Here is a 20,012-nt window from a genome sequence, read left to right as displayed (position 1 = left end):
GGAAATACGCTATTTCAGTAAGTCGATAAGCGTGCCAAATGCGGGGCATAAGATGTGTCGTTAAGTCATTATCAACAAATATCTTATAACAACGCAGTTGTCTGCTTATCGTCTTGCCCTAGCAGAGTTTAGGTAGAAAACGATTACGGCGTTATGATTCATAATCAAGGAATAACCATGAATTAAAATCATGCCTTGTACTCATATCCTATCAAAGCTGTGAAACCTGCATTTCCAAGTAGCACGGGTATATAAATACTATAGACTAAATTATTAACAGTTCCATATTCTTAAAAATTAAATTATGACTGATAACAGAGTATTACCTCAAGAATACATCAATAGGACGAGGTTATCTTTCATCTCTTTCACAAAACCGTACGTAAGAATCTCGTATACGCCCCATGTATTCTTTACATCTCATCATTTGTTCGGCATCGATAAAGAACTGTTCGATCTTCGCCACGAATTCATCTTGATGAACTTAAATGGTTTTTCCTAGTATCATTACTGGCTTGTATCGGCCTAACCTTACTCACTACTACGGTTCATCTGCCGCCTCACACAGATATTAAACCTTGGGTTTCTCCTTGAATTTAAACCACTTCCTTATAAGTAAATTTAAAATGCTAGGCATCCCCAGTTACTGCACTAGAGCACCAATTAGTTTAAAATATGAACACCATAATGGTCCAAAAATCAGACAGGCAAGGCGTATTAGTGAATGGAATAGTGGGCTATTTCGAGCTTATACAACGTAGCATGTGTGATTTTTGGCCATTCTCTGCGGGCGAGGCTAAAATTTCCGTATACTGCGTTAAATTTTCTTGATGGAGAATAACTAGACCTACAAAAGTTTTCCTAGTCTACGAAAGTTTTGGCTCTCGCTGGTGACTATATTTTAAACTGATCGGTGCTCTAGCTCCCCATTAGAAATTCCACCCTCAAGCACAGTATTGGTCTGACTAAGTATCGGGCTTTGCGCTATTTTGGACGCTTACCCACTAACACCGCCGAAGCAGGTTACGATTAGTTGTGTACCTTCTAACTTCCTATGACTTCTTTCAGCCTGTCGGGTTTGCCAGCTTCGCTGGGCAAACAAAAAAGCGCCATCATGGCGCTTAATATTAATCATTAAATTTATAAAGCTCTGCTAAGGCATAAATTTCATAAAACGCTTAAAATTATCTTGACTGCGAACAACCCAATGAGGTGTTGCTTCTCCTACGCCAGCCATTTGTATATTCGGATGATATTTCATCACTTTGTCTATAATCATTTCTTGTTCCGGATCAACATCAACAAATAATATATGTTTACCTTTATGTAATAGTTCTTGAAATCTCTGAAAATTAACATTGGGTTTTTGAATACCAATGAAACCCCCTTCCCAAGTACAAAAACCTAATATAACAATAGAAAGAAATATGAAAGGGACCCAGCCTGCCGCAGTATTTGTCCATCCCATAAGATAAGCGATCAGAAGCGTTGAAATCGCTCCAACAATGCCAAATATACACCATACTTCAGTAGAGTGAACAACATCTAATTTTAAAACAGATTCAACCTCATGTAAGTGATGCTCTTTTACCTCTAAATCATGTTCACTCAATACATGAATTTGAGGTTCTGTAAAACCTTGAGATTCAAGCTCTTTCTCAACTAGCTCTAAATCATCAAGATCATTAGTAACGTAATAGTGCCTAATCATGACATATTCCTTTTAAAAACCAAGGTGTACTGTGCTATTTTTCGTGACTTACGATTTATATTTATTAAACTACACAGTATCGCATACCACATACTTGTTTAAAGTATAGCATGAAATAAAATAACCAAGAAAACATACTATTTCACATCAAATAAAGACTATAATTAAAAATTTAAATATAAAATTTCTATTCATCTGTATTAAGCTCGCGCATCATGGCCGTTGCTAATTTCATCCACTCTTCAATTAGTGACTTAGCTACTACATTCATACCAAGTGTAGTATCATCATAAGGCGTATTTATAATAGCTAATAATACTTCAACAACACACCTAACTTGCCTAGAATTTAAAGATACGTAAAAACTTTCTTGATGGATGTTGTCAGCTCTAAATTGCCTAGAACATATGGGATTATTCCCTAATATACGAGTCAGCTCTAAAGCTATTTCGGGCTCTTTTGATTTTATAAGGGTATATGTTAATTCTAGGCTCCCTCTATTAAAAATAGCATCCATGTATTGTGGTGGTACTAAACCAATTTCAAAATCTAATGCCATCAAAAAAACTCCAATTTAAAATATATATCCAAGCTACCTCAAGATGTAGAGTCAGCGTTTCACCGATGCTTAATATTAAGACACAACTTTGTATGAAGTGGTTGTTCCCTTTTAATAAGTTGGAACGTAGCGATTAGTCGTTTTCTACCCAAACTACTTTAGGACAAGACGATAATCGGCCAACTATTGTTATATGATATTTATTGAGAATGTTAAGACATATGTTATGCCTCGCATTTGGCTCGCTTCTCTATTTACTAAAATCGTGTATTTCCATGTAGCATGGGTATATAAGTCCACATAGTCCTTAAAATATAGCTAATAAACCTGAACTCTGCTAAACAAATGCGATAATAGATTGGAAAATAAAACATTAAGAGTTCAAATCTATTTAAATTTAATACCCATATTAAATTTAAATAGATTTGAACTCTGATGCACTTTATTATGAATTCAAATTATGTTGTAAGAAAAATGATTAATGGAAAAATTTATAGATATTAAGGCTCGTGCGATCCAAAGAAAAGGCAGTGAGAAAATGCTAAATTCATTACTGTCAAAGCCATTACCTTCTCAAGATTTGTTAACCTTACCTGATGATACTTGGTTAGAAGAGTTGACTCGGAAAATTTTTCAAAGTGGTTTTTATTGGTCAGTCATTAACAATAAATGGCCTGGGTTTAGAGAAGTATTTTGGGATTTTAATATAACTAAGTTACTTATGATGTCCCCTGAAATGTATGAGCAACGCGCAATTGATCAGCGTATTGTTCGTAATTATAATAAAGTAAAAACAATTGCAGTTAATACCATGATGATACATTCAATTGCGCAATTGCATGGTAGCTTTAGCAAATTTATATATGATTGGCCAAGTGAAGATATTATTGGTTTGTGGGCTTGGTTAAAAAAGAATGGAGCTCGTTTAGGTGGTAATACAGGTGCATATAGCCTCAGAGTAATGGGCAAGGATACCTTTATATTATCTCGAGATATAGAGTCATATTTTAGATCTAACAAAATTATAGATGGTGGCCTACAAACTAAAAAGTCGTTAATAACCATACAATCATTTTTTAATGAAATGCAACAACAAAGTGGATTATCTCTACAAGAAATCAGCCAAACAATATCTTATAGTGTTGGGGATAATACAGTTGGATTTAATCAATAGCTTTATATATTAAGGCTTTAAATAGTATTAAAGCCTTTTTTATCTATTATTTCTTAAGCATGGCTTTTAAATCAGCAAATGGGTTGTATGTTGCCATCTCCTGATTATTATCTCCAGCTTTAATTTCAGTTGGATACTCTTCATGCTTGGTATATTTATCATGTTCATTATCATGACAATATATACATAAAAGTTCCCAGTTAGTGCCATCATTAGGATTATTGGTATGATCATGATCAATATGATGAACAGTTAATTCACTTAACCCTGAGTATTGAAATTCTCTGGCACAACGACCACAAATCCAAGGAAATAATTTTAATGCACGTTCTCTATAGCCTTTCTCTTGCTGCTTGTAATGTTCACTTGTACCAAATCTATCAGCTGACATGATGTTTTCTCTCAATTGCTCTTATGTCCATTGTAGCTAAATACATAAAGAGAAAAAAGAATCTTATTACCTTTTAAACAATTCACTTGCCGGCTAATTTATGCATAGATTCATTAATATTATTGAATCTCTTTTAGAAAATTAATCTTTTTCAGCTTTAGATATAGTGACATTTCAGACTGAAACGTGCTTGAATTAGCCGAATTAATAACAAGCTCATTTTTTGAAAATTTTTGATTGATATTAACTTGAGTAAACCGAGTTAAATTGGTAATTTCATTGCCCATAATATACCCAAACCACTTCAAGGTGCAGGATTCAGTTGGAATTAGAAATGCTTTAGGCAAGACATTGATTTATTTTCTTTTCAAGATCAATAACGCAGCTTAAAGCGCTTCTAAACAAACCTATAGGGGACTTCTGAGCAAATCATGCTCGTTGTTGCCTGTATGGATGTAGGTACTAGAGTAATACAGGAGCATATACCGGTCCATCTTATTTTAAGGGAGCAACCATTAATGCGAAAATGCTGCTAGATCATTATTTTCTTAGCAGTCCTGAAACTCGCATCTTGAAGTAACTTGGCTATATACTTTCCAAATTGTATCGACAAAGCAATAATAGGTTTACCACTTATAGAATTAATTTGCTCATTTAAAATATCTAAGTTATTTGGAAATATATTTATCAAACAACTTAACCGTTTCATTATCTGTAATAACAAACTCTTCTTGAGTCTGCTTTTCTATAAACTTTGAAAAAACTGCGATGAATTGAGGAACAAATTGGGTTTTATGTTGTTTCATCGTTTCGACTCTATGTTTAGAAAAATCGGCTGTATCAACCTTGCGTATAACTGCATCATCACTTATTGGATATTTAATTTTAAAATCTATCCCGTTATTTTTTGCATATTCAGTGAATTTATTCGCTCTCGTTTCAGAAATCGAAAAATAAATTACTTTATTATCAAATACTTTACTTGTTATATTACTAGCAACTTGATGATCCTTATTTCCTGTAATACCCAAAGGATCAAAAGTTAAAGTCATAAGTGGGTTATATTGGCTTTTTAATAATTCAAGCTTGGACGAAACAGCTGTAACATGAGATTTTACTTTCCCATCAGGAAACCTCAAAAATATAGGCGATGATAGACCAAGTATTTTAGCTGCATTAAGTGCTTCAATTTCTCTCTCTTGTGCTAAAAAACTTGCGCTAAGACCTTTGCCTGAACGATCTGTTCCACGATCACCAGACGTAATATAAATAGGCACAATAGTAAGCCCTACATCAATAAGCTTAGCTAATGTGCCAGAAACCCATGTTTCATCATCAGGATGAGCCATTACAACCAAAACACTTTTATTATGTTTATGCTTAACTTCTGGATTAATACATGCTATCAACAAAAAAGATAGACAAATCAGTACAATACTTTTCATAAAATATAACCTTCAACAAACTCAAAATATAAAAAATCAGAGCAACTTTACTTTATTTAGGTAAACAATGCTTAATAATTTAAAATTAAATCACTGAAAATTATCAATTTAATGAGAATCTTAGAAACTATTACTTCATACTTGATTAAATTAATACCTTTTCAACTTCATTTTCGCCTCAAACACCCAATCAATAATTATTTATAAAACAGCACTTTATAAATATAATGTGCTTTAAAATTAGTTGTTACTATTTCTATTCTAGTAAGGTTATATACCCAAACCACTTCAAGATGCAGGATTCAGTTGGAATTAGAAATGCTTTAGGCAAGACATTGATTGAAGAACATGGTTATTCCCTTTTCAAAATCAATAACGCTGCATAAAGTATTTATAAACCAACCTTACAGGGACTTCTGAGCAAATCATGCTCGTTGTTGCCTGCATGGATGTAGGTACTAGAGCAATGCAGGAGCATATTGTCGGTCCATCTTTTTTTAAGGGAGTAACCATTAATGCAAAGATGCGCCTAGCTCATGAATTGCTCAGCAGTCCTGAACCTCACATCTTGAAGTGGTTTGGGTATAAGCTAAATTGCGCAGCTAAACGAAGGCTAGTGCCTTCTCCAATTGTTACATTTGAATCACCGCAAACTGCTAAATACTCAGCATCAAATAAGTTTTCAACATTGAATCTAAAGGTAGCAACCTGACAAATAAACAAATCAAGCATTAGCTAAAATAGCAACTCCTTGACGATATCCGATCCCACCATTACCATGTACTAATCCATAATTGATATCAGTATCTTTTAATTGCTGATACATTTCGATGAGTCCATATAAAGCAGGATTATTCCAAGGCGCTCGGGCTAAGTTCATGCCACCACTAAGTGTTAATAAATGCTGAGATAGAAACTGTGGAATTTGTTCGAGAGAATCGACTAATCCAGTATTAAGTAAAAACGCCATAGGTACAACTGGATAGCAAGTATACACTTTCATTAACGCTTTTTTATCATGCACTAATTGATTAAAATTTAATTTTGCTTGCTTGCAAGCTATATCATATGCATGCGTTAAATGATCATATTTAACAATTTGTGATAAGGCTTTTGGTTCATCAATATCTAACAAACCTAACCCAATGCCTTTTACTTTGACACATTGCTTTTTATCAATATTTAATTTTGTTATCAATTGATCGCTGCACAATAGTAATTTACCGGTGAAATCGATTAAAGGATTTGCACAATCAACACCTCTAAATAAGTCAGTTACTTTATTAAACCATTTAGACTCAGGAGGTGCAAAGTGTGCTCTATCTTCTTTCATAGCCAATTGATGACTTTTACTATGATTTTGGAACAAAAGATCTGCGTAGTTTAAAAACTCTTCTTTAGTGCTATCATGATGATCAATAAATTTATGTGCTAAATCATTATAAAGTTGAGAAATGCTTGCTTCATCATTATAGATAGCCATCAATTTATGACGCTGCGCTTTACTATAACCTGACTTTAATGGCTCTTCACCACTAATAATCACAGCATGCTCACCTGACTCAACTAACTCTTGAGCACGTTTAATGGCTAAAATAGGTGCACAACCACTGCGAAAGTGGTTTTCCTTTTCTGGGCTATGCCAATCAGTAGACAGTGGATCAATAGTGAGAGTAATAATTTCAATATTTTGCAGGTTAATTTTATTTTTAATTTCTTCAAATTGCATTAAAGCAACTTTTAATCTCTGGGTAAAAACCTGATTAATTTGCGTAAAACCAGCAACAATATTCATAATAACCCTATATATTAATACAGTTTAGTGCAAAGCAGCACGATACGGTAAGCTCGCACAGACTTTAGCTTCAAAGGTTAAAATTTCTTCTAATCTTTCATCTACTTCAGTTTTATCAAAATATTCATAAGCTAGCTCTACAAATAAGTTTTTATGTTTTTCTTCTGATTCTGCAATTTCAATATAAAACTGTTTTTCTTTACCTTCTGGTAATGCTTGACCTACTAAACCAAATCGCTCACAACCTCGCGCTTCAATTACTGCGCCTAGAAGTAATCTGTCTAAAAAAAATTTAAGTGGCTCACCACGAAATACTCCACGCATTTGCTTTATATAACTGTCTTTTTTATCATTTCCTAAAGTAAGACCTTTCTTGGTCAATAATTTAAGCACTTCTTTAAAGTGAAATAGTTCTTCAATTGCAAGATCTGTCATCGTTCTTACAAGGGTTTCTCTATCTGGATAATGAGACAACATAGAGGTTGCCATACCTGAGGCTTTTTTCTCTGCTGATGCATGATCTTGTAAAAAACTATCAAAGTCAGCAAGAACTGCTTCTGTCCATTCAAAAGGTGTATTGTATTTTAATTCAAACATGTTAAAACCACAGGTGAAGTTACTAATAAAAAACGTAATTTTACCTGTGTTCTCCACGCTAAAAAAGAGTTTGTTTAAATTAAATTACGGCTTGGAGATATTTTAATGTTGAAAGTCATATCAAAACAAAAAAATTTACTTGAGTTTATGGCCTAACGCGATCTACCTTGCCTTTTTTTGTGGCTTCAATTTTTAACGGACTTTTTATTTGTTTCCAAGCAGTGACCTTACCTCCTATATTTATGCGCTCAAATCCTTTTAAATCAGTTTGCCTAGCATCTATATCTAAAAATGCTAATAATGCTTGAAAACTATTTTCATCACTGACATCTATAGTGAGCAAATCTTGTTCTCGATTTTTAAAATAATTATAAATACCTTGCTGATGAGCTTGATAACAAGATAATAAAAAATCATCTTTTCCTATATTATCAATAGTGATAGGTGAAAAAACAGTATTATAACAACGTTTTAGGGTTGGGTTGAAACCACCATCTGTACGTTGTAAATTTTTTAACATACGCGTTAGTAACTGCCTGATTGAAGGTAACCAAGATGAACACTTTCGTTCTAAATAAATAAATTTAGCATTAGGATATTCAATATCAAGTTTTTGATAATCACAGAAGATTGGCGTATCAGCAATCACTTGTGCAGTATCCATTGACTCCTTGGTATATGCAGTATGGGATGTTTTAAAACCTAATTTTAACATTGCCACACATACACTTGTTGTCGCAGTGCGAGGCAAGCCAATTATAAATATTTTTTGTTCAGTCACTTAATTCAATTCAATAATTTAAAAAGAGAGCATAATTAATTTTGTGATTGATTAACACTTAAAAAGTGTATTTGAGTTAAAAATTTATTTTTAAATTTTATATAAGGGTAATGCAATTATCACTTTAAGGCCCCCTAAACGGCTATCTTTAGCTTTAATTATGCCATCATGCATTTCTATAATACTTTTAGATATTGCTAATCCTAAACCACTCCCCCCTAAAGCTCTATTTCGTGATGTTTCTACTCTGTATAAGCGTTCAAAAATCTGAAAATGTGATTTTTTATCTACTCCTGGAGACGTATCAGAAACACTTAAAATAATTTTGTTATGTTTTTGCTTACAGGAAAAGTGAATGCTACCGGGAAAATCAGTATACTTTATTGAGTTTGAAGCTAAGTTAGTTAGCACTTGTTGAATTTTCTTGCGACAGGCAAATAGCATCACATCATCATCAAGTATTATCTCTTCTGTATAATTAAAATCACTTGCTAACGCTTTAAATTCATTTGAAAAAGCAGAAATAAATAACTTACACTTAAAAGGCTTTTTTACTAAATTTACGCACTCATTATCCATACGTGAAAGCTCATTTATATCACTGACAAGTTGATTTATCTGATTAATTTTTTCATGCATACTCTTAAATTCAGTATCTTTATCGCTTACCAAGTTAAATTCTAAAGACTCTAACTGTAACTTTAAAACAGTTAAAGGCGTTCTTAAATCGTGGGATATATCCGAAAATAAGTTTTTTTTTCGTTCTATAGACTCTGCTAATAAACGCTTTTCTAATTGAATAACTTTACGTTTACTCCAAAGTTTTAGAATTAATCCCAATAGTAGTATTACAATGATGGAATAAATTAAAATAGTAACTTTATTTTGTAGTTTCTTTTGCTCTAATAAAGTTTGTTTATTACTTTTATCTAGCTCTAACTCTTTAATAGCCAAGTCTTTATGAACTGCATCTAGTGAATTCTGTAATATACTTAACCTGCTATTATATACTTTAAAATTTAACTTTTTGAAAGCTTTAAAAAGTAAACTTTGATAATGAGATGCCTGCTGAAAATTCTTATTTTTAATTTCAATCTTAACTAATATTTCTAATGTACTTACTTCATATTTTAAATGGGATATTTTTTTAAGTAAATTTAAAGATTCTAAACCAAACTTCCTAGCTTCATCATACTTTTCTAAACTAAACTTTACATCACTGAGATTAAATAGAATCGCGGAAAGTAAACGATAGTCTCCTTCTCGTTTTTTAATAACTTCATATGACTGTTCAAAATATTTTTCAGCCATTTTAAATTGCTGTTTCTTTGCATAAGCTAGCCCTATATTTGACTTAGCCCAAGCTTGATCTCTTTCATTCTTTATTTCTGTAAAAGTATTCAATGCTTTTGTTGCATAGTCCAAAGACAAATCTATTTGATAGAGCCCCAAAGTTGCTTGTGCCATTTTTACTTGGCTATAGCCTATATAACTTCGATCACCAGATTTAATATCTAACGCTAAACTTTTATTAAAGTATATTTTAGCGGAATGAAAATCATCTAGCTGTCGGTATAAATCTGCTATTGCATAATAACGTCCAGCTTGCTGTGCTTCAGGAAAACCTAGTGCATTAAAAACCTTTAAAGCTTTTAGCTCTGAATCTAAAGCTTCAGGTAGTAAATGTAAATCAGCATATATACTGGCAATATGACTATGTAATTGAGCAAGCTCTGTTTTATCAATTATTTCTTCAGCTCTGAACAATAAAAAATTTAACAGCTTGAGTGCAGTTTGATATTGAGAGGTTTTTCTGTAGGCACTGGCCATACGCATTGTTGCACTAACTTCATCATCAAATTTACCGTATTTTTTGTATATGGTAACAGCTTGTGAAAGCCATTCAATTGCAGAGTGAAAATCTGACTCTTTTAAATAAATAACACCTTTAGTATGCGCTAATTTACCAAACTCATGCTTATTGTGATTGCTTTTAGCTATGATTATAGCTCGGTCAATTACAGAATGTGCTTGCTGAAATTCAGAAACTCCCATTAAACTACGTGATAATAATCTTAAAAACCTTAGTTTTATTTTATAATCAATTTGTTTAAAAACAGTGTTAGAAAGTGACTCTAATTGAGTCACTTTTTTATGATGATTATACTGATTAAAAGCAAGTTCAATTTTCTCTGAAATACTACTTTGTGCAAAAATAGAGAAAGAAAAAATAAACAGAATAGAAATATAAAAGCGCACTAAGGTAATACCAATTTATAACCGGCCCCGTAAATAGACTCTATTATTTTTTCTTGAGAGTCTACTTGTTTAAAGCTTTTACGAATATTTTTCACATGATTATCAATTGCGCGATCTGTGATATCTCTTAGGTCTGGATATACTAAATCTATAATTTGCTCGCGTGAATAAATGCGCTCAGGAGAATTAAATAATAATAATAATAGTTTATATTCTCGCGCTGTTAGGCTAACTTTTGAATTTTTATAAAAAACAAGTTGTTTCGATTTATCAATGAATAAAGTCGGAGAAGGGAGTTGAGACTGTGTTCGTTTTAAAATTGCTTTAACACGCATAACTAATTCAGGTGCACTAAATGGCTTGCACACATAATCATCAGCTCCTATACCTAAGCCCAAGAGCCTATCAACTTCATTTACTTTTGCGGTTAGCATTATAATAGGTACTTCAGAAAACGCTCTGATTTCTTTACAACAAGTTAATCCATCTTTCCCTGGCAACATTATATCTAAAACAATTAAACTTGGAGATGTTTTTTGGATCTCGACAACTACATCTAAGCCATTTTTCACATGGGATGTTGAGAAACCTGAAGCGTGAAAAAATCTTGATAAATGATTTGCTATTTCATTTTCATCTTCAACTATTAATATATGTTCCATAACTTACTACTTTTTAATATTCTATATACTTTCTAATGCCAATTCTATTTTCCGTAATAACCAATCAAGCGTAATGCAATACCGACTTCGGTTTTGTATCTATTAATCTGATTAAATTCTAAAAAAGGCTCAAATTCTATATACATCCACTTTTTGCAAAAAGTATTTCTATAACGTACAGATGCTAAATAACTTTCATTAGAATCTTTCTTGTAACTGTATTGCAACCCACTGACGAGTAACTGCTCGTCTGTCAGACTTTTAATATGATAAAAGCCAATTTTTTTTCGAGCATATTTCTCTGATTGTATTTTTTGCCAACTGACTGATAATGATAGACTGCTACTTTCAAAGGGATAAAAAATCGTACCGATTACTGAAGGTGCCCAGCCATCGCTATTAAAAAAATCTAATCTCGGTGTTAATTGAAATTGATAAGTGTCAACATCCCATTTCCGTTTTAATTCACTGCGTACATATATCTGTGATCTTGATATGCCAATCCTATTTTTAACTTTTAAGTTTTCATTGAGATCTTTTATATATTGTACAGCCAAGTTAAGATCATCTTTATCTTTTTCAATTGTGTCAGCTTCATAATCAAGCTTTAAATCATCTTCATCGTCGTTATCTATTACAAATGCGATTTTATCATTCCAGTTAGGGAGTTTCATACGCACTTTAAATTTAGTTTCGACATCCGCTAAATCTGCGGTTTTTGGCAACCAACCAAGCTGTAAATAACCATTAGCTGATGCTTTATCATTAATTTTTTTACTGCTAGCAAAGCTATCTAACCAAGAAGCCGTGTCTTGCATCATAAGATCTATTTTATTTTGAACGATATCAATTGTATTTTTTTGCGTCGCAAATACAGGTTTGAATAATAAAAGGTATGTACTTAAAACTAATAAAAGTATTTTTTTCATAGCTTTATTGTTTTCATATCCGTTGCTTTATTATCAATAATAGCAGTTAAATTGCAAAAGATTTTAAAGCAATATTGTAAATTTACAATAAACCTCATAGTCTATAGAAAAAATAAAAAGGGTATCTAAATAATGATCATCATTGCCTTATTCATTTTTCTTATCGGGATCGCTATAGAAGAATATATATATGGTTTTATATTCGCCATTTTAATTTATCTTTTTGATAGTAATAGAAAACTACAATCTAGAGTGAGTTTATTAGAAACTAATAATTTAAAACCTAAACCCCTCACTCAAGAAAACTCACCTCATGTTCCAACCGTTGATACACAAAAAGACGCTCATTTAATGAATATCTGCCTCCAGTAGGTAAAGTGAGTATTGGTTATTTTAGTGCTTTGGTTATTTTGATATTTTCCATAAAGTTAAATAAAAAACACCTTGACATGTCAGAATATCCATCAAGGTTAAGTGTGATTTTTTTCTATTTATGCAGCTATTTTTTAGGCCCTTACTATCAGACTTAAATACCTTCATTATATTAGTCTTAATTTCCGCTATCGGTTATATTTTATCGAAAATATACGAAGCACGTATCGTTGCTTTTATTAGTCTATTAGGCGGTGCACTCGCACCCATCTTTCTCACGTCTATCATTAGTAACTCACCTTTTTTATATTTGAGCTTTTTATTACTCATTTGCTTCGGTGCGCTGGCGATCTCTTTGTCAATCCGTTGGTAATTATTAGCACAGATAAGTTTTATATTAAACATTGCGTTAGTTGAATTTTTTTTACTACAAGCACACAACACCCAATCAATAATAATTATTTTATTAGTGCATTTGTTTTTCTAGAAAATGTGCATCAACCTTTATTTGCAATGGTATAAATTTAAAACAAGTCGAGATAACTGTTTAATTCAATTATGTGCATCTTTGGCATTTATGTTAGTTGCACTTGATCAAGTGTCTTCAAGTTCTGAGCAATTTGGTTTTTTACTGCTACTCAACGCTGGTATTGTAAGTTCTGTATTCTTATTAAGCAAAATAAGTTATATCAAGTTACTGATAAACAAAGATGTAAAAGTCATTACTTTACTTATATCAGGTTTCTTTACCGGTACTAGTATCTTAGCCTTAGTAGCGACCGATTTACTCAGTTTAATTTGGGGTATTGAAGGTATAATATTGCTATATCTAGGCTTTCATTTTAATTTTTACAGCGTTCGAATAGAAGCTTATTTATTATTGTTAATTTCAGTACTAACGGCAACAGTGAAGGTCGATTTTTTACATTGGTTGCTACTTTTAGTGCCTGTGATCACCAGCGGTTTTTATATCGGTAATTTCCATTTTAAAGCCCAAATACTCATAGGCCAAATAGCACGTATTGAAGCATTTTTAACCTTATGGCTTATTGCTTATTTTTATCGCACATTTTTTAAAACCAGTAGATTCTTTAAAATAGCGCAACACTTAGACACCGCGTTTTTTATCATCTTACCAATATGCTTTTTACCCGCTGTTTATAGGCAGTCACCTGAATTTATAACCTTAGCTTTATGGGAACAGTTTTTATTTTCTATAAGAACCAACGCCCTATCTTATGGATAATGGTAAAATTAGTATTATTTTCAGCTGCAACAACAAGCATATTTACCTGTTACTTAATACGCTTTGAAAATTGGCAAGGACATGGATTAAGCGCTTTACTACTTGGCTGCTCACTACTACTGATACTGTTTTTAGTATCAAGATCTTTTAGCCATCAAATAGCTTCATCTTCAAATATATTTAAAAAACAAGTTGCGTCTTTATTCGCCCCAACTTGTTTTTTTGGGGTTTAAGTATTTTTATTTTTGTATTTGGCTTTCAACCTTGTTTTTAATCTTAGCGTTATGGCAATATACCGATATAAATCAAATCATTAATATTTATTCAATTACTTTTATATATATACCATTATTGCTCAGTGTGTTTTATATATCCTATACAAGTAAACCACAATGTGTATTAACACGCAGATTAGGTGTAAAACAAAAAGCCAGCATCTTATTATGTCACTTATGCTTAACCTCAATTTATTTAAGTCTTATTTATCTTTATGAAGCTAGGCTAACAAGCCCATTAGTTTCAATTTTACTGGTAATACATAGTACAAACCTGTTGTTCCATACTTTAAAAATTAAATACCTATGGTTGATGCCTGTTAGCATAGGCTATTTTGCTATTGCAACATCAAAAATTTTATTATGGGATGTCAGCGGCTTCACTGTCTTACAAAAGTTATCGCATTTATACCCAAACCACTTCAAGATGCAGGATTCAGTTGGAATTAGAAATGCTTTAGGCAAGGCATTGATTGAAGAACATGGTTATTCCCTTTTCAAAATCAATAACGCTGCATAAAGTATTTATAAACCAACCTTACAGGGACTTCTGAGCAAATCATGCTCGTTGTTGCCTGCATGGATGTAGGTACTAGAGCAATGCAGGAGCATATTGCCGGTCCATCTTTTTTTAAGGGAGTAACCATTAATGCAAAGATGCGCCTAGATCATGAATTGCTCAGCAGTCCTGAACCTCACATCTTGAAGTGGCTTGGGTATATGTTTATTGGTAGTATTCTATTAGCTTCAGCTTTTCAATTTCAAAAGCTTAAAACTAAAAATTGTCCAGTCTTGAAATAGGTTGGCGGTTTTAATAGAAGGCCAGTTGCTTTTACATCTGGTCTTTTTTATACATTTGTTTTAGTGTTTTCATTCCTAAACTCAAATGCGGTCTCATTTGATTGTATACCCAAACCACTTCAAGATGCAGGGTTCAGTTGGAGTTATAAACGCTTTAGACAAGGCATTAATTGCAGAGAATGGTTACTCCCTTTTCAAAATTAATAACGCAGCATAAAGCGTTTATAAACCAACCCTGCGGGGAGTACTGAGCAATTCATGATCGTTGTTCCATCTTCTTTTAAGGGAGCAACCATTAATACAAAGATGCGCCTAGACCATGAATTGCTCAGCAGTCCTGAAACTCGCACTTTGAAGTGGCTTGGGTATATATTACAATTGATTCATCGACGAGATCTTTTAATTCATCCAAATTTTTGCATTTATGCAAAAATTCCAGCTTTAAGATCCCATTAATTCTTTCCGCTAGCGCATTTTGATAACAATCATAACCATCAGTCATTGATGGTTTTATCTCACTTTCATTGAGCTTTGTTTAATATACCCGACATTCCGCAGCACTTTGAGGAATAAATTTTCTGATAGATGTTACCCATACAATTAAGGATAATATCGTTCCTCTCTTACACATTGAGGACTAATTGTTGTTCACTACCAATTGTTAATTCATGAATACCCTGGAAACAAAAAAATACCCAACGAGCGGTTGGATTTTGGCAAGGTTTATATTTTAAGTTGGAAAAATAGACTGACTGAGCCTTTAATTTTCTTCTGATTTTATGCTCCATCGCCACGTAAACCATTAAACAGCAAGTAATTACCATCAATAACACTTCTATTCTCTCTGGCTTTTTCCTGTAACCGTTGCACTCGACTTTTTAGCGACCAATACACTTGCCCTGTTATTTGGTATTCATAGCTATCCGGTTGTTGATTTAGCTTAGGGCGGTCACTTTGTTTAAATATAGCCAACTTGAGTATTTCACTATCACTGATACCAAGTTCATTATGAGATTTAAACCAGTTTTTTAATGCCTAATCTGCATCTAATAAACAAGAAAAACGTTGACGACTCAGTTTTTTAAGCGATTTTAGGGCTTCATTGGATATTTTTACATTCGTTTATCTAGTGTATGTTACTCCCGTTTTTTGCTTGCTTTGTATTAATAACCAACGCTGTTTTACTTCGCCATAGTCAGATTAAAGCCATACTGCACTGTAATCAGGAAAAATAAATGCTAGAAAGCAATTACTTATCCCGACCTCTGATTATCTAATATTGAATTTTCCAAAATTGACTAGCACTGCTTTGAGATAATATTACGTCAATCACTTTAATTGTTCTTTCGGCCATGAGTTCAAATGAATCTTCACCTAATTGATTAGGTGTATAATCAGGGAAATTTCGACGGGTGCGATGAATCCAATATGTACTCGAAATGTCTTGTTTATTAAACGCATCTTTGATGCCTTGTTTTCCTAGCATAAAGCCTAACAAGCCTCCCCAAGTAGCTGTCGGATTATCTGAGTCCCACCCCACCAGTGAGCCTATTCGAATAGTTTCAACAATATCGCCTTTACCGTAAAATAAACTAATTAAACTTGCAGCAAAATTAATTCCTGCGTCATAGGGCTCTTTATAATGATACCCATCGTTAACTTGAAGCTGGTAGCGTTTATATACAGCATCTCTGGTAGACTCCCAATCGCTCTTATCTGGATTTTGTTCATAATGCTGCTTAATAAACTTGTACATTTTAAACGGAAAGCTATTTTTTGGTAAAACAGAGGTGGCCTGCTCAGCTATCGAAAAAACGTGTTGTTTTATAGTGCGGCTCTTATCTACAACAGAGGCTAGTGAATGCATCGCAATATAATAATTTGCTATAGCAGCAGCTTCTCTACTAGCAGATATACTAATAGGTAATTCTGCTATTTCCAATGCGAGTGCTATATTACCAGGAGCCATCAAACCAAATAATTCCGTAGTTAACTGTGCATCAATCATATTATAATGAGGATTATTTTCTGGCTGACTCGTTTGAGGAGGCAACATACCTTGCTCCATTAAGGTTCTGGCTCTTTCGTTCGACACCCATAAAAAATTTTCCTTTTGTGGTTTTGAGTCGGAAAATTTTTTAAATAACGGCGCATCAATATCAGAATATGTATGAGAAAGCCAACCATCACGTATTTCAGATGCGGTCAGTTTTGGTGTTTTATGTAGCTTATGTAAATGCAGGTACATGTATTCTATATCTGTATCATCGTCCGCCCCCCATGGCGTTCCTCGGCGCTCAAAATAAAAGTCGATAATTGAAGCATGCGGTACATATTCTCCCCAAAAAGCCTTTTGATCTGGCTTTCCCCAATCTTCATCAGTGTAAAAAGGAAGTGTTTCAGGTGTGCCAATTTTGTCCATTTCGGTAATTAAACCAGTCCAATTTGCAATACTTTGCCCAAGCCAGAACCCCTCTAATTGTTTTACATAATCTTGTTTATTAATTTTGATTTCATTCGCTATAATCGGCGAACTGAACCACAAGAAAACTAATAACATTAAGCTTTTTTTCATTATTCTTACCTACTTATAATTACAATAAATGGGGCCTGAGCCGTTTTATTTAGATGATAGAGAAAACCCACTTGTCGCGTTTTGACCATTTGTCAGTAGTTTAACTTCGCAAGCAGTGGGGGTGATAATCCGAAGGAGGGTGTGCTCCTTCCTAATACGTCTCTAACGTACAGCCTAGTTCTGCACTCTTTATGTTGCAGGCGTGCCCACAGTGAATTACGTTCCCACTGATCACAGGTTACTTCTGCCCTGAAAATATTAGATTGAATTTTCGCAGTTGCCCGTACTGCTAACCCTGATTCTTCACAGTTTTCATTTGTTAACCTTTATTTATTTGGCGTTTACAACTTGTATTTCGTTCTTTATTTAATGTGTCACTTTCACTAACCGTTTAAAAAAAGGTAAATCAGATGTTTACCTTTTTATTGTCAGTAGTTAGCTGCTATTTACTGTTAACATTACGTTTGTATTACTGAGGCCAGATCTTATGCAACAGATTGGTCTTGCGTGGTTCAAAGTCTAGCCATTCTCCCCAGCCACCTGGATTGGTGTTTGGATCGTAGGCGTGCTCATACCATCCGCCTGTATCGCCCGACTCAGGATTCATTCCCCAGTAGCAACCATCAATGTCTTTTTCAACCATATAGTCGGTAAATACTGCTTGCCATTCTTTGTCAACTCCAGGAGTGATATGACCCCCCCATAATTTCTGGTCGCCCAATGATGCTTTGTCTGGCCAATCCATGTTGCCACCAAATTCGCCCATGACCATTGCATATCCTTGGTCACGCAAGTAACCAAAGTGCTCTTCCCATGATGGCTTAAGACGTACCGGATCGATAACGATATTACATTTAGCCTCACCAGCTTCATGTCCTTTTAAACCATCACATTTCGGTTGACTCGGGTCCATATACATAGGTTGAACGAATACCGACGGCCCATAGGCATGTGGAGAGAGCACTAGACGATCTTTCGGAATGTTGATTGGATTGTCACCAAACTCATAAAAGTTCTCACCCCAGTTAGGTGTCGACGATGATTCACCGTGCGGTGAGTCACCTATGGTGTCAGGTGTGCCATCTTGGTTGCCATAGGAATCAGAAATACCTTCCACAAAAATCAAAATATTTGGATTCACTTCGTTAATGGCCACATAGGCTTCTTCTGTCAGTGATTTCCATTCTGCCCATGAGTAATCCCAAGGTTCGTTGAAGACGTCAATACCCAGAATATTACTCACTTTTAATGTTTCAGACAGACCTGCGATGTCTCTAAGGTTGTCCAGCCATTTTTCTTTATCATAAGCTTGGATTTTGGTAACGCTGTCTGGGTTACCAGTCGCTGCACAAGAGTAATCTTCGCGCAGGAAGTCGTAATCGGTTCGAGTTATGTCAACAAAAGGAGGACGGGCATCTAAACGTCCAGCTCGCCAACCAACGTAGTTGGAACATGAATGGATGTCGATAATGACTTGAATATCGTTCTCATCAGCTAATTTGATAAAGTCTTCCATTTGCTGACGTGCATTGGTTGCCACAACATTTGGGTGGTTTTTCAAATACGGTGCCATGCCTTGCGGGTTTGTAGGATCCAGTGTTTGAGGTGCGATCGGGAAGCGAATGACATTCATTCCCATATCTTTAATTTCGTCCATAGTTTGTTGAATGGTACGGCCAGTACCTTGGCCATCATTAGCCCAAAATGAATTACCGACATAAAGCTCCATGGGTGCGCCACCTGGGTTTACGCTATCATTTGATGGCTCATGACGACCTTCCAAACCAAACCAGTTGCCACATTGAATCGGTATTTCATCGCCATTTTTAGTGATGTTGCCATGTTCGTTTACTCGAAATAGACCATCATCAACTGGATCTGGGTCAACCGGGCCTGGGTCAACGGGTCCTGTTGTACACACATCACCAGAGATAACAGGAGTTTCGACAAGGCCGCCATTTAACGTGCCTTGTAAACCAAATTCAATGCTTTGACCCGGTGCAATTGAGCGGTTCCAACTTAAAGGTGTAGCAGTATAGCCGTCGGCTAATTCAGCATTCCAGATACTTGAGATTTGATTGTTTTGGTAACTCCAACTCACTTGCCAATCATCAATAGCGGTTGCAGTGTCATTCTTAATTTTGATGGTACTAACAAAACCAGTGTTCCATGAAGCGTCTACTTGGTATGTACACTCACCGGCGTAAACATGTGAGGTTGCAATGGCCAAGCCTATAGCAACCGCGAGGCTGCTTGGTTTTATTTTTAAAGTTATCATCTGTCTTCCTCCTTTGAAAATGTGTTGGTACGTTGTTGTTCGACGTTAGTGATACGCTACAGTTTACGTCGATAATCTGCGCGTATTTGGTAAAGGTATGGCAGAGTCGCCATATGTTGCCGGAATCAATTGTGATCTCGGCAACGGTTTTGGTGTTACAGG

The 20,012-nt window shown here is 34.3% G+C and carries 21 protein-coding genes and 1 pseudogene; 8 read left to right on the top strand and 14 right to left on the bottom strand.

Features of this window, described 5'->3' with window-relative positions; translation table 11 throughout:
• Nucleotides 1–1,153: 1,153 nt before the first annotated feature.
• On the bottom strand, nucleotides 1,154–1,711 hold the full coding sequence (locus tag CJF42_RS12865; RefSeq protein WP_095367071.1) for an NAD/FAD-utilizing enzyme: 558 nt from the start codon (nucleotides 1,709–1,711) through the stop codon (nucleotides 1,154–1,156).
• A gap of 187 nt (nucleotides 1,712–1,898) precedes the next feature.
• On the bottom strand, nucleotides 1,899–2,270 hold the full coding sequence (locus tag CJF42_RS12860) for a hypothetical protein (protein ID WP_095367070.1): 372 nt from the start codon (nucleotides 2,268–2,270) through the stop codon (nucleotides 1,899–1,901).
• 481 nt (nucleotides 2,271–2,751) lie between these two features.
• On the opposite strand from CJF42_RS12860, the gene CJF42_RS12855 reads away from it, so the two are divergent.
• Entirely contained in the window at nucleotides 2,752–3,444 is a 693-nt protein-coding gene (locus tag CJF42_RS12855) for a DNA-3-methyladenine glycosylase I (RefSeq protein WP_095367069.1), read from the top strand.
• 46 nt (nucleotides 3,445–3,490) lie between these two features.
• Here the strand turns inward: CJF42_RS12855 and CJF42_RS12850 are convergent, their stop codons facing one another.
• Both CJF42_RS12850 and CJF42_RS12845 read right to left on the bottom strand, forming a co-directional pair.
• Nucleotides 3,491–3,835, bottom strand: a complete 345-nt coding sequence (locus CJF42_RS12850) for a YajD family HNH nuclease (RefSeq protein ID WP_095367068.1) — start codon at nucleotides 3,833–3,835, stop codon at nucleotides 3,491–3,493.
• A gap of 668 nt (nucleotides 3,836–4,503) precedes the next feature.
• Entirely contained in the window at nucleotides 4,504–5,280 is a 777-nt protein-coding gene (locus tag CJF42_RS12845; RefSeq protein ID WP_095367067.1) for a PIG-L deacetylase family protein, read from the bottom strand.
• 427 nt (nucleotides 5,281–5,707) lie between these two features.
• Here CJF42_RS12845 and CJF42_RS27495 point away from each other — a divergent pair, with 427 nt between their 5' ends.
• On the top strand, nucleotides 5,708–5,992 hold the full coding sequence (locus CJF42_RS27495) for a hypothetical protein (protein WP_170940601.1): 285 nt from the start codon (nucleotides 5,708–5,710) through the stop codon (nucleotides 5,990–5,992).
• A gap of 12 nt (nucleotides 5,993–6,004) precedes the next feature.
• Here CJF42_RS27495 and CJF42_RS12835 read toward each other — a convergent pair whose 3' ends face one another.
• The 6 genes from CJF42_RS12835 to CJF42_RS12810 all read right to left on the bottom strand — a co-directional run bounded on the left by CJF42_RS12835 (nucleotide 6,005) and on the right by CJF42_RS12810 (nucleotide 12,303).
• Complete coding sequence (locus CJF42_RS12835) at nucleotides 6,005–7,075, bottom strand: hypothetical protein (RefSeq protein ID WP_095367066.1); 1,071 nt, start codon at nucleotides 7,073–7,075, stop codon at nucleotides 6,005–6,007.
• Between the two features lie 24 nt (nucleotides 7,076–7,099).
• Complete coding sequence (locus CJF42_RS12830) at nucleotides 7,100–7,672, bottom strand: MiaE family protein (RefSeq protein WP_095367065.1); 573 nt, start codon at nucleotides 7,670–7,672, stop codon at nucleotides 7,100–7,102.
• A 145-nt stretch (nucleotides 7,673–7,817) separates the two neighbouring features.
• On the bottom strand, nucleotides 7,818–8,453 hold the full coding sequence (locus CJF42_RS12825; protein WP_095367064.1) for a sulfotransferase: 636 nt from the start codon (nucleotides 8,451–8,453) through the stop codon (nucleotides 7,818–7,820).
• A gap of 90 nt (nucleotides 8,454–8,543) precedes the next feature.
• Nucleotides 8,544–10,712 (bottom strand): tetratricopeptide repeat protein, encoded by a 2,169-nt coding sequence (locus CJF42_RS12820; RefSeq protein ID WP_095367063.1) that lies wholly within the window; start codon nucleotides 10,710–10,712, stop codon nucleotides 8,544–8,546.
• Nucleotides 10,712–11,374, bottom strand: coding sequence for a response regulator (locus tag CJF42_RS12815; protein ID WP_095367062.1), 663 nt, complete (start codon nucleotides 11,372–11,374; stop codon nucleotides 10,712–10,714). Before CJF42_RS12815 ends, CJF42_RS12820 begins: the two co-directional genes overlap by 1 nt.
• Before the next feature lie 44 nt (nucleotides 11,375–11,418).
• Nucleotides 11,419–12,303, bottom strand: coding sequence for a hypothetical protein (locus CJF42_RS12810; protein WP_095367061.1), 885 nt, complete (start codon nucleotides 12,301–12,303; stop codon nucleotides 11,419–11,421).
• 132 nt (nucleotides 12,304–12,435) lie between these two features.
• On the opposite strand from CJF42_RS12810, the gene CJF42_RS12805 reads away from it, so the two are divergent.
• The 6 genes from CJF42_RS12805 to CJF42_RS26800 all read left to right on the top strand — a co-directional run bounded on the left by CJF42_RS12805 (nucleotide 12,436) and on the right by CJF42_RS26800 (nucleotide 14,997).
• Nucleotides 12,436–12,675: a hypothetical protein gene (locus CJF42_RS12805; RefSeq protein ID WP_095367060.1), complete on the top strand. Its 240-nt coding sequence runs from the start codon at nucleotides 12,436–12,438 to the stop codon at nucleotides 12,673–12,675.
• A gap of 121 nt (nucleotides 12,676–12,796) precedes the next feature.
• Complete coding sequence (locus CJF42_RS29310; protein WP_141235553.1) at nucleotides 12,797–13,048, top strand: DUF2339 domain-containing protein; 252 nt, start codon at nucleotides 12,797–12,799, stop codon at nucleotides 13,046–13,048.
• A 204-nt stretch (nucleotides 13,049–13,252) separates the two neighbouring features.
• On the top strand, nucleotides 13,253–13,921 hold the full coding sequence (locus tag CJF42_RS12795) for a hypothetical protein (protein WP_095367058.1): 669 nt from the start codon (nucleotides 13,253–13,255) through the stop codon (nucleotides 13,919–13,921).
• Nucleotides 13,921–14,154 carry a hypothetical protein gene (locus tag CJF42_RS27490; protein ID WP_095367057.1) on the top strand — a complete coding sequence of 78 codons (234 nt, stop codon included), beginning with the start codon at nucleotides 13,921–13,923 and terminating at the stop codon, nucleotides 14,152–14,154. The genes CJF42_RS12795 and CJF42_RS27490 overlap by 1 nt, the downstream gene beginning before the upstream one ends.
• 31 nt (nucleotides 14,155–14,185) lie before the next feature.
• Nucleotides 14,186–14,716, top strand: coding sequence for a hypothetical protein (locus CJF42_RS27485; RefSeq protein ID WP_170940600.1), 531 nt, complete (start codon nucleotides 14,186–14,188; stop codon nucleotides 14,714–14,716).
• A 41-nt stretch (nucleotides 14,717–14,757) separates the two neighbouring features.
• Nucleotides 14,758–14,997 (top strand): hypothetical protein, encoded by a 240-nt coding sequence (locus CJF42_RS26800; RefSeq protein ID WP_170940599.1) that lies wholly within the window; start codon nucleotides 14,758–14,760, stop codon nucleotides 14,995–14,997.
• Nucleotides 14,998–15,325: 328 nt separating this feature from the next.
• Here the strand turns inward: CJF42_RS26800 and CJF42_RS12780 are convergent.
• The 4 genes and pseudogenes from CJF42_RS12780 to CJF42_RS12765 all read right to left on the bottom strand — a co-directional run.
• A pseudogene (locus tag CJF42_RS12780) lies at nucleotides 15,326–15,511 on the bottom strand (integrase core domain-containing protein); the annotation flags it as partial.
• A gap of 263 nt (nucleotides 15,512–15,774) precedes the next feature.
• Nucleotides 15,775–15,969: a hypothetical protein gene (locus CJF42_RS12775; protein WP_095367056.1), complete on the bottom strand. Its 195-nt coding sequence runs from the start codon at nucleotides 15,967–15,969 to the stop codon at nucleotides 15,775–15,777.
• 301 nt (nucleotides 15,970–16,270) lie between these two features.
• Nucleotides 16,271–17,572: an ADP-ribosylglycohydrolase family protein gene (locus tag CJF42_RS12770; protein WP_095367055.1), complete on the bottom strand. Its 1,302-nt coding sequence runs from the start codon at nucleotides 17,570–17,572 to the stop codon at nucleotides 16,271–16,273.
• A gap of 469 nt (nucleotides 17,573–18,041) precedes the next feature.
• Complete coding sequence (locus CJF42_RS12765; RefSeq protein ID WP_095367054.1) at nucleotides 18,042–19,850, bottom strand: cellulase family glycosylhydrolase; 1,809 nt, start codon at nucleotides 19,848–19,850, stop codon at nucleotides 18,042–18,044.
• Nucleotides 19,851–20,012: the final 162 nt, after the last annotated feature.

It is taken from the genome of Pseudoalteromonas sp. NBT06-2 (assembly GCF_002276045.1).
GTDB lineage: Bacteria > Pseudomonadota > Gammaproteobacteria > Enterobacterales > Alteromonadaceae > Pseudoalteromonas.
The sequence above is the reverse complement of the archived record's forward strand: the minus strand, read 5'-3'. Positions and strand labels throughout refer to the sequence as shown.

Coding starts and splice junctions, on each gene's coding strand:
- CJF42_RS12805 (WP_095367060.1), top strand. CDS start 12,436: ATGATCATCATTGCCTTATTCATTTTTCTTATCGGGATCGCTATAGAA.
- CJF42_RS12810 (WP_095367061.1), bottom strand. CDS start 12,303: ATGAAAAAAATACTTTTATTAGTTTTAAGTACATACCTTTTATTATTC.
- CJF42_RS12765 (WP_095367054.1), bottom strand. CDS start 19,850: ATGATAACTTTAAAAATAAAACCAAGCAGCCTCGCGGTTGCTATAGGC.
- CJF42_RS12830 (WP_095367065.1), bottom strand. CDS start 7,672: ATGTTTGAATTAAAATACAATACACCTTTTGAATGGACAGAAGCAGTT.
- CJF42_RS27495 (WP_170940601.1), top strand. CDS start 5,708: ATGCTCGTTGTTGCCTGCATGGATGTAGGTACTAGAGCAATGCAGGAG.
- CJF42_RS12860 (WP_095367070.1), bottom strand. CDS start 2,270: ATGGCATTAGATTTTGAAATTGGTTTAGTACCACCACAATACATGGAT.
- CJF42_RS12795 (WP_095367058.1), top strand. CDS start 13,253: ATGTTAGTTGCACTTGATCAAGTGTCTTCAAGTTCTGAGCAATTTGGT.
- CJF42_RS26800 (WP_170940599.1), top strand. CDS start 14,758: ATGCTCGTTGTTGCCTGCATGGATGTAGGTACTAGAGCAATGCAGGAG.
- CJF42_RS12835 (WP_095367066.1), bottom strand. CDS start 7,075: ATGAATATTGTTGCTGGTTTTACGCAAATTAATCAGGTTTTTACCCAG.
- CJF42_RS12815 (WP_095367062.1), bottom strand. CDS start 11,374: ATGGAACATATATTAATAGTTGAAGATGAAAATGAAATAGCAAATCAT.
- CJF42_RS12850 (WP_095367068.1), bottom strand. CDS start 3,835: ATGTCAGCTGATAGATTTGGTACAAGTGAACATTACAAGCAGCAAGAG.
- CJF42_RS27490 (WP_095367057.1), top strand. CDS start 13,921: ATGGTAAAATTAGTATTATTTTCAGCTGCAACAACAAGCATATTTACC.
- CJF42_RS12770 (WP_095367055.1), bottom strand. CDS start 17,572: ATGAAAAAAAGCTTAATGTTATTAGTTTTCTTGTGGTTCAGTTCGCCG.
- CJF42_RS12865 (WP_095367071.1), bottom strand. CDS start 1,711: ATGATTAGGCACTATTACGTTACTAATGATCTTGATGATTTAGAGCTA.
- CJF42_RS12855 (WP_095367069.1), top strand. CDS start 2,752: ATGGAAAAATTTATAGATATTAAGGCTCGTGCGATCCAAAGAAAAGGC.
- CJF42_RS29310 (WP_141235553.1), top strand. CDS start 12,797: ATGCAGCTATTTTTTAGGCCCTTACTATCAGACTTAAATACCTTCATT.
- CJF42_RS12845 (WP_095367067.1), bottom strand. CDS start 5,280: ATGAAAAGTATTGTACTGATTTGTCTATCTTTTTTGTTGATAGCATGT.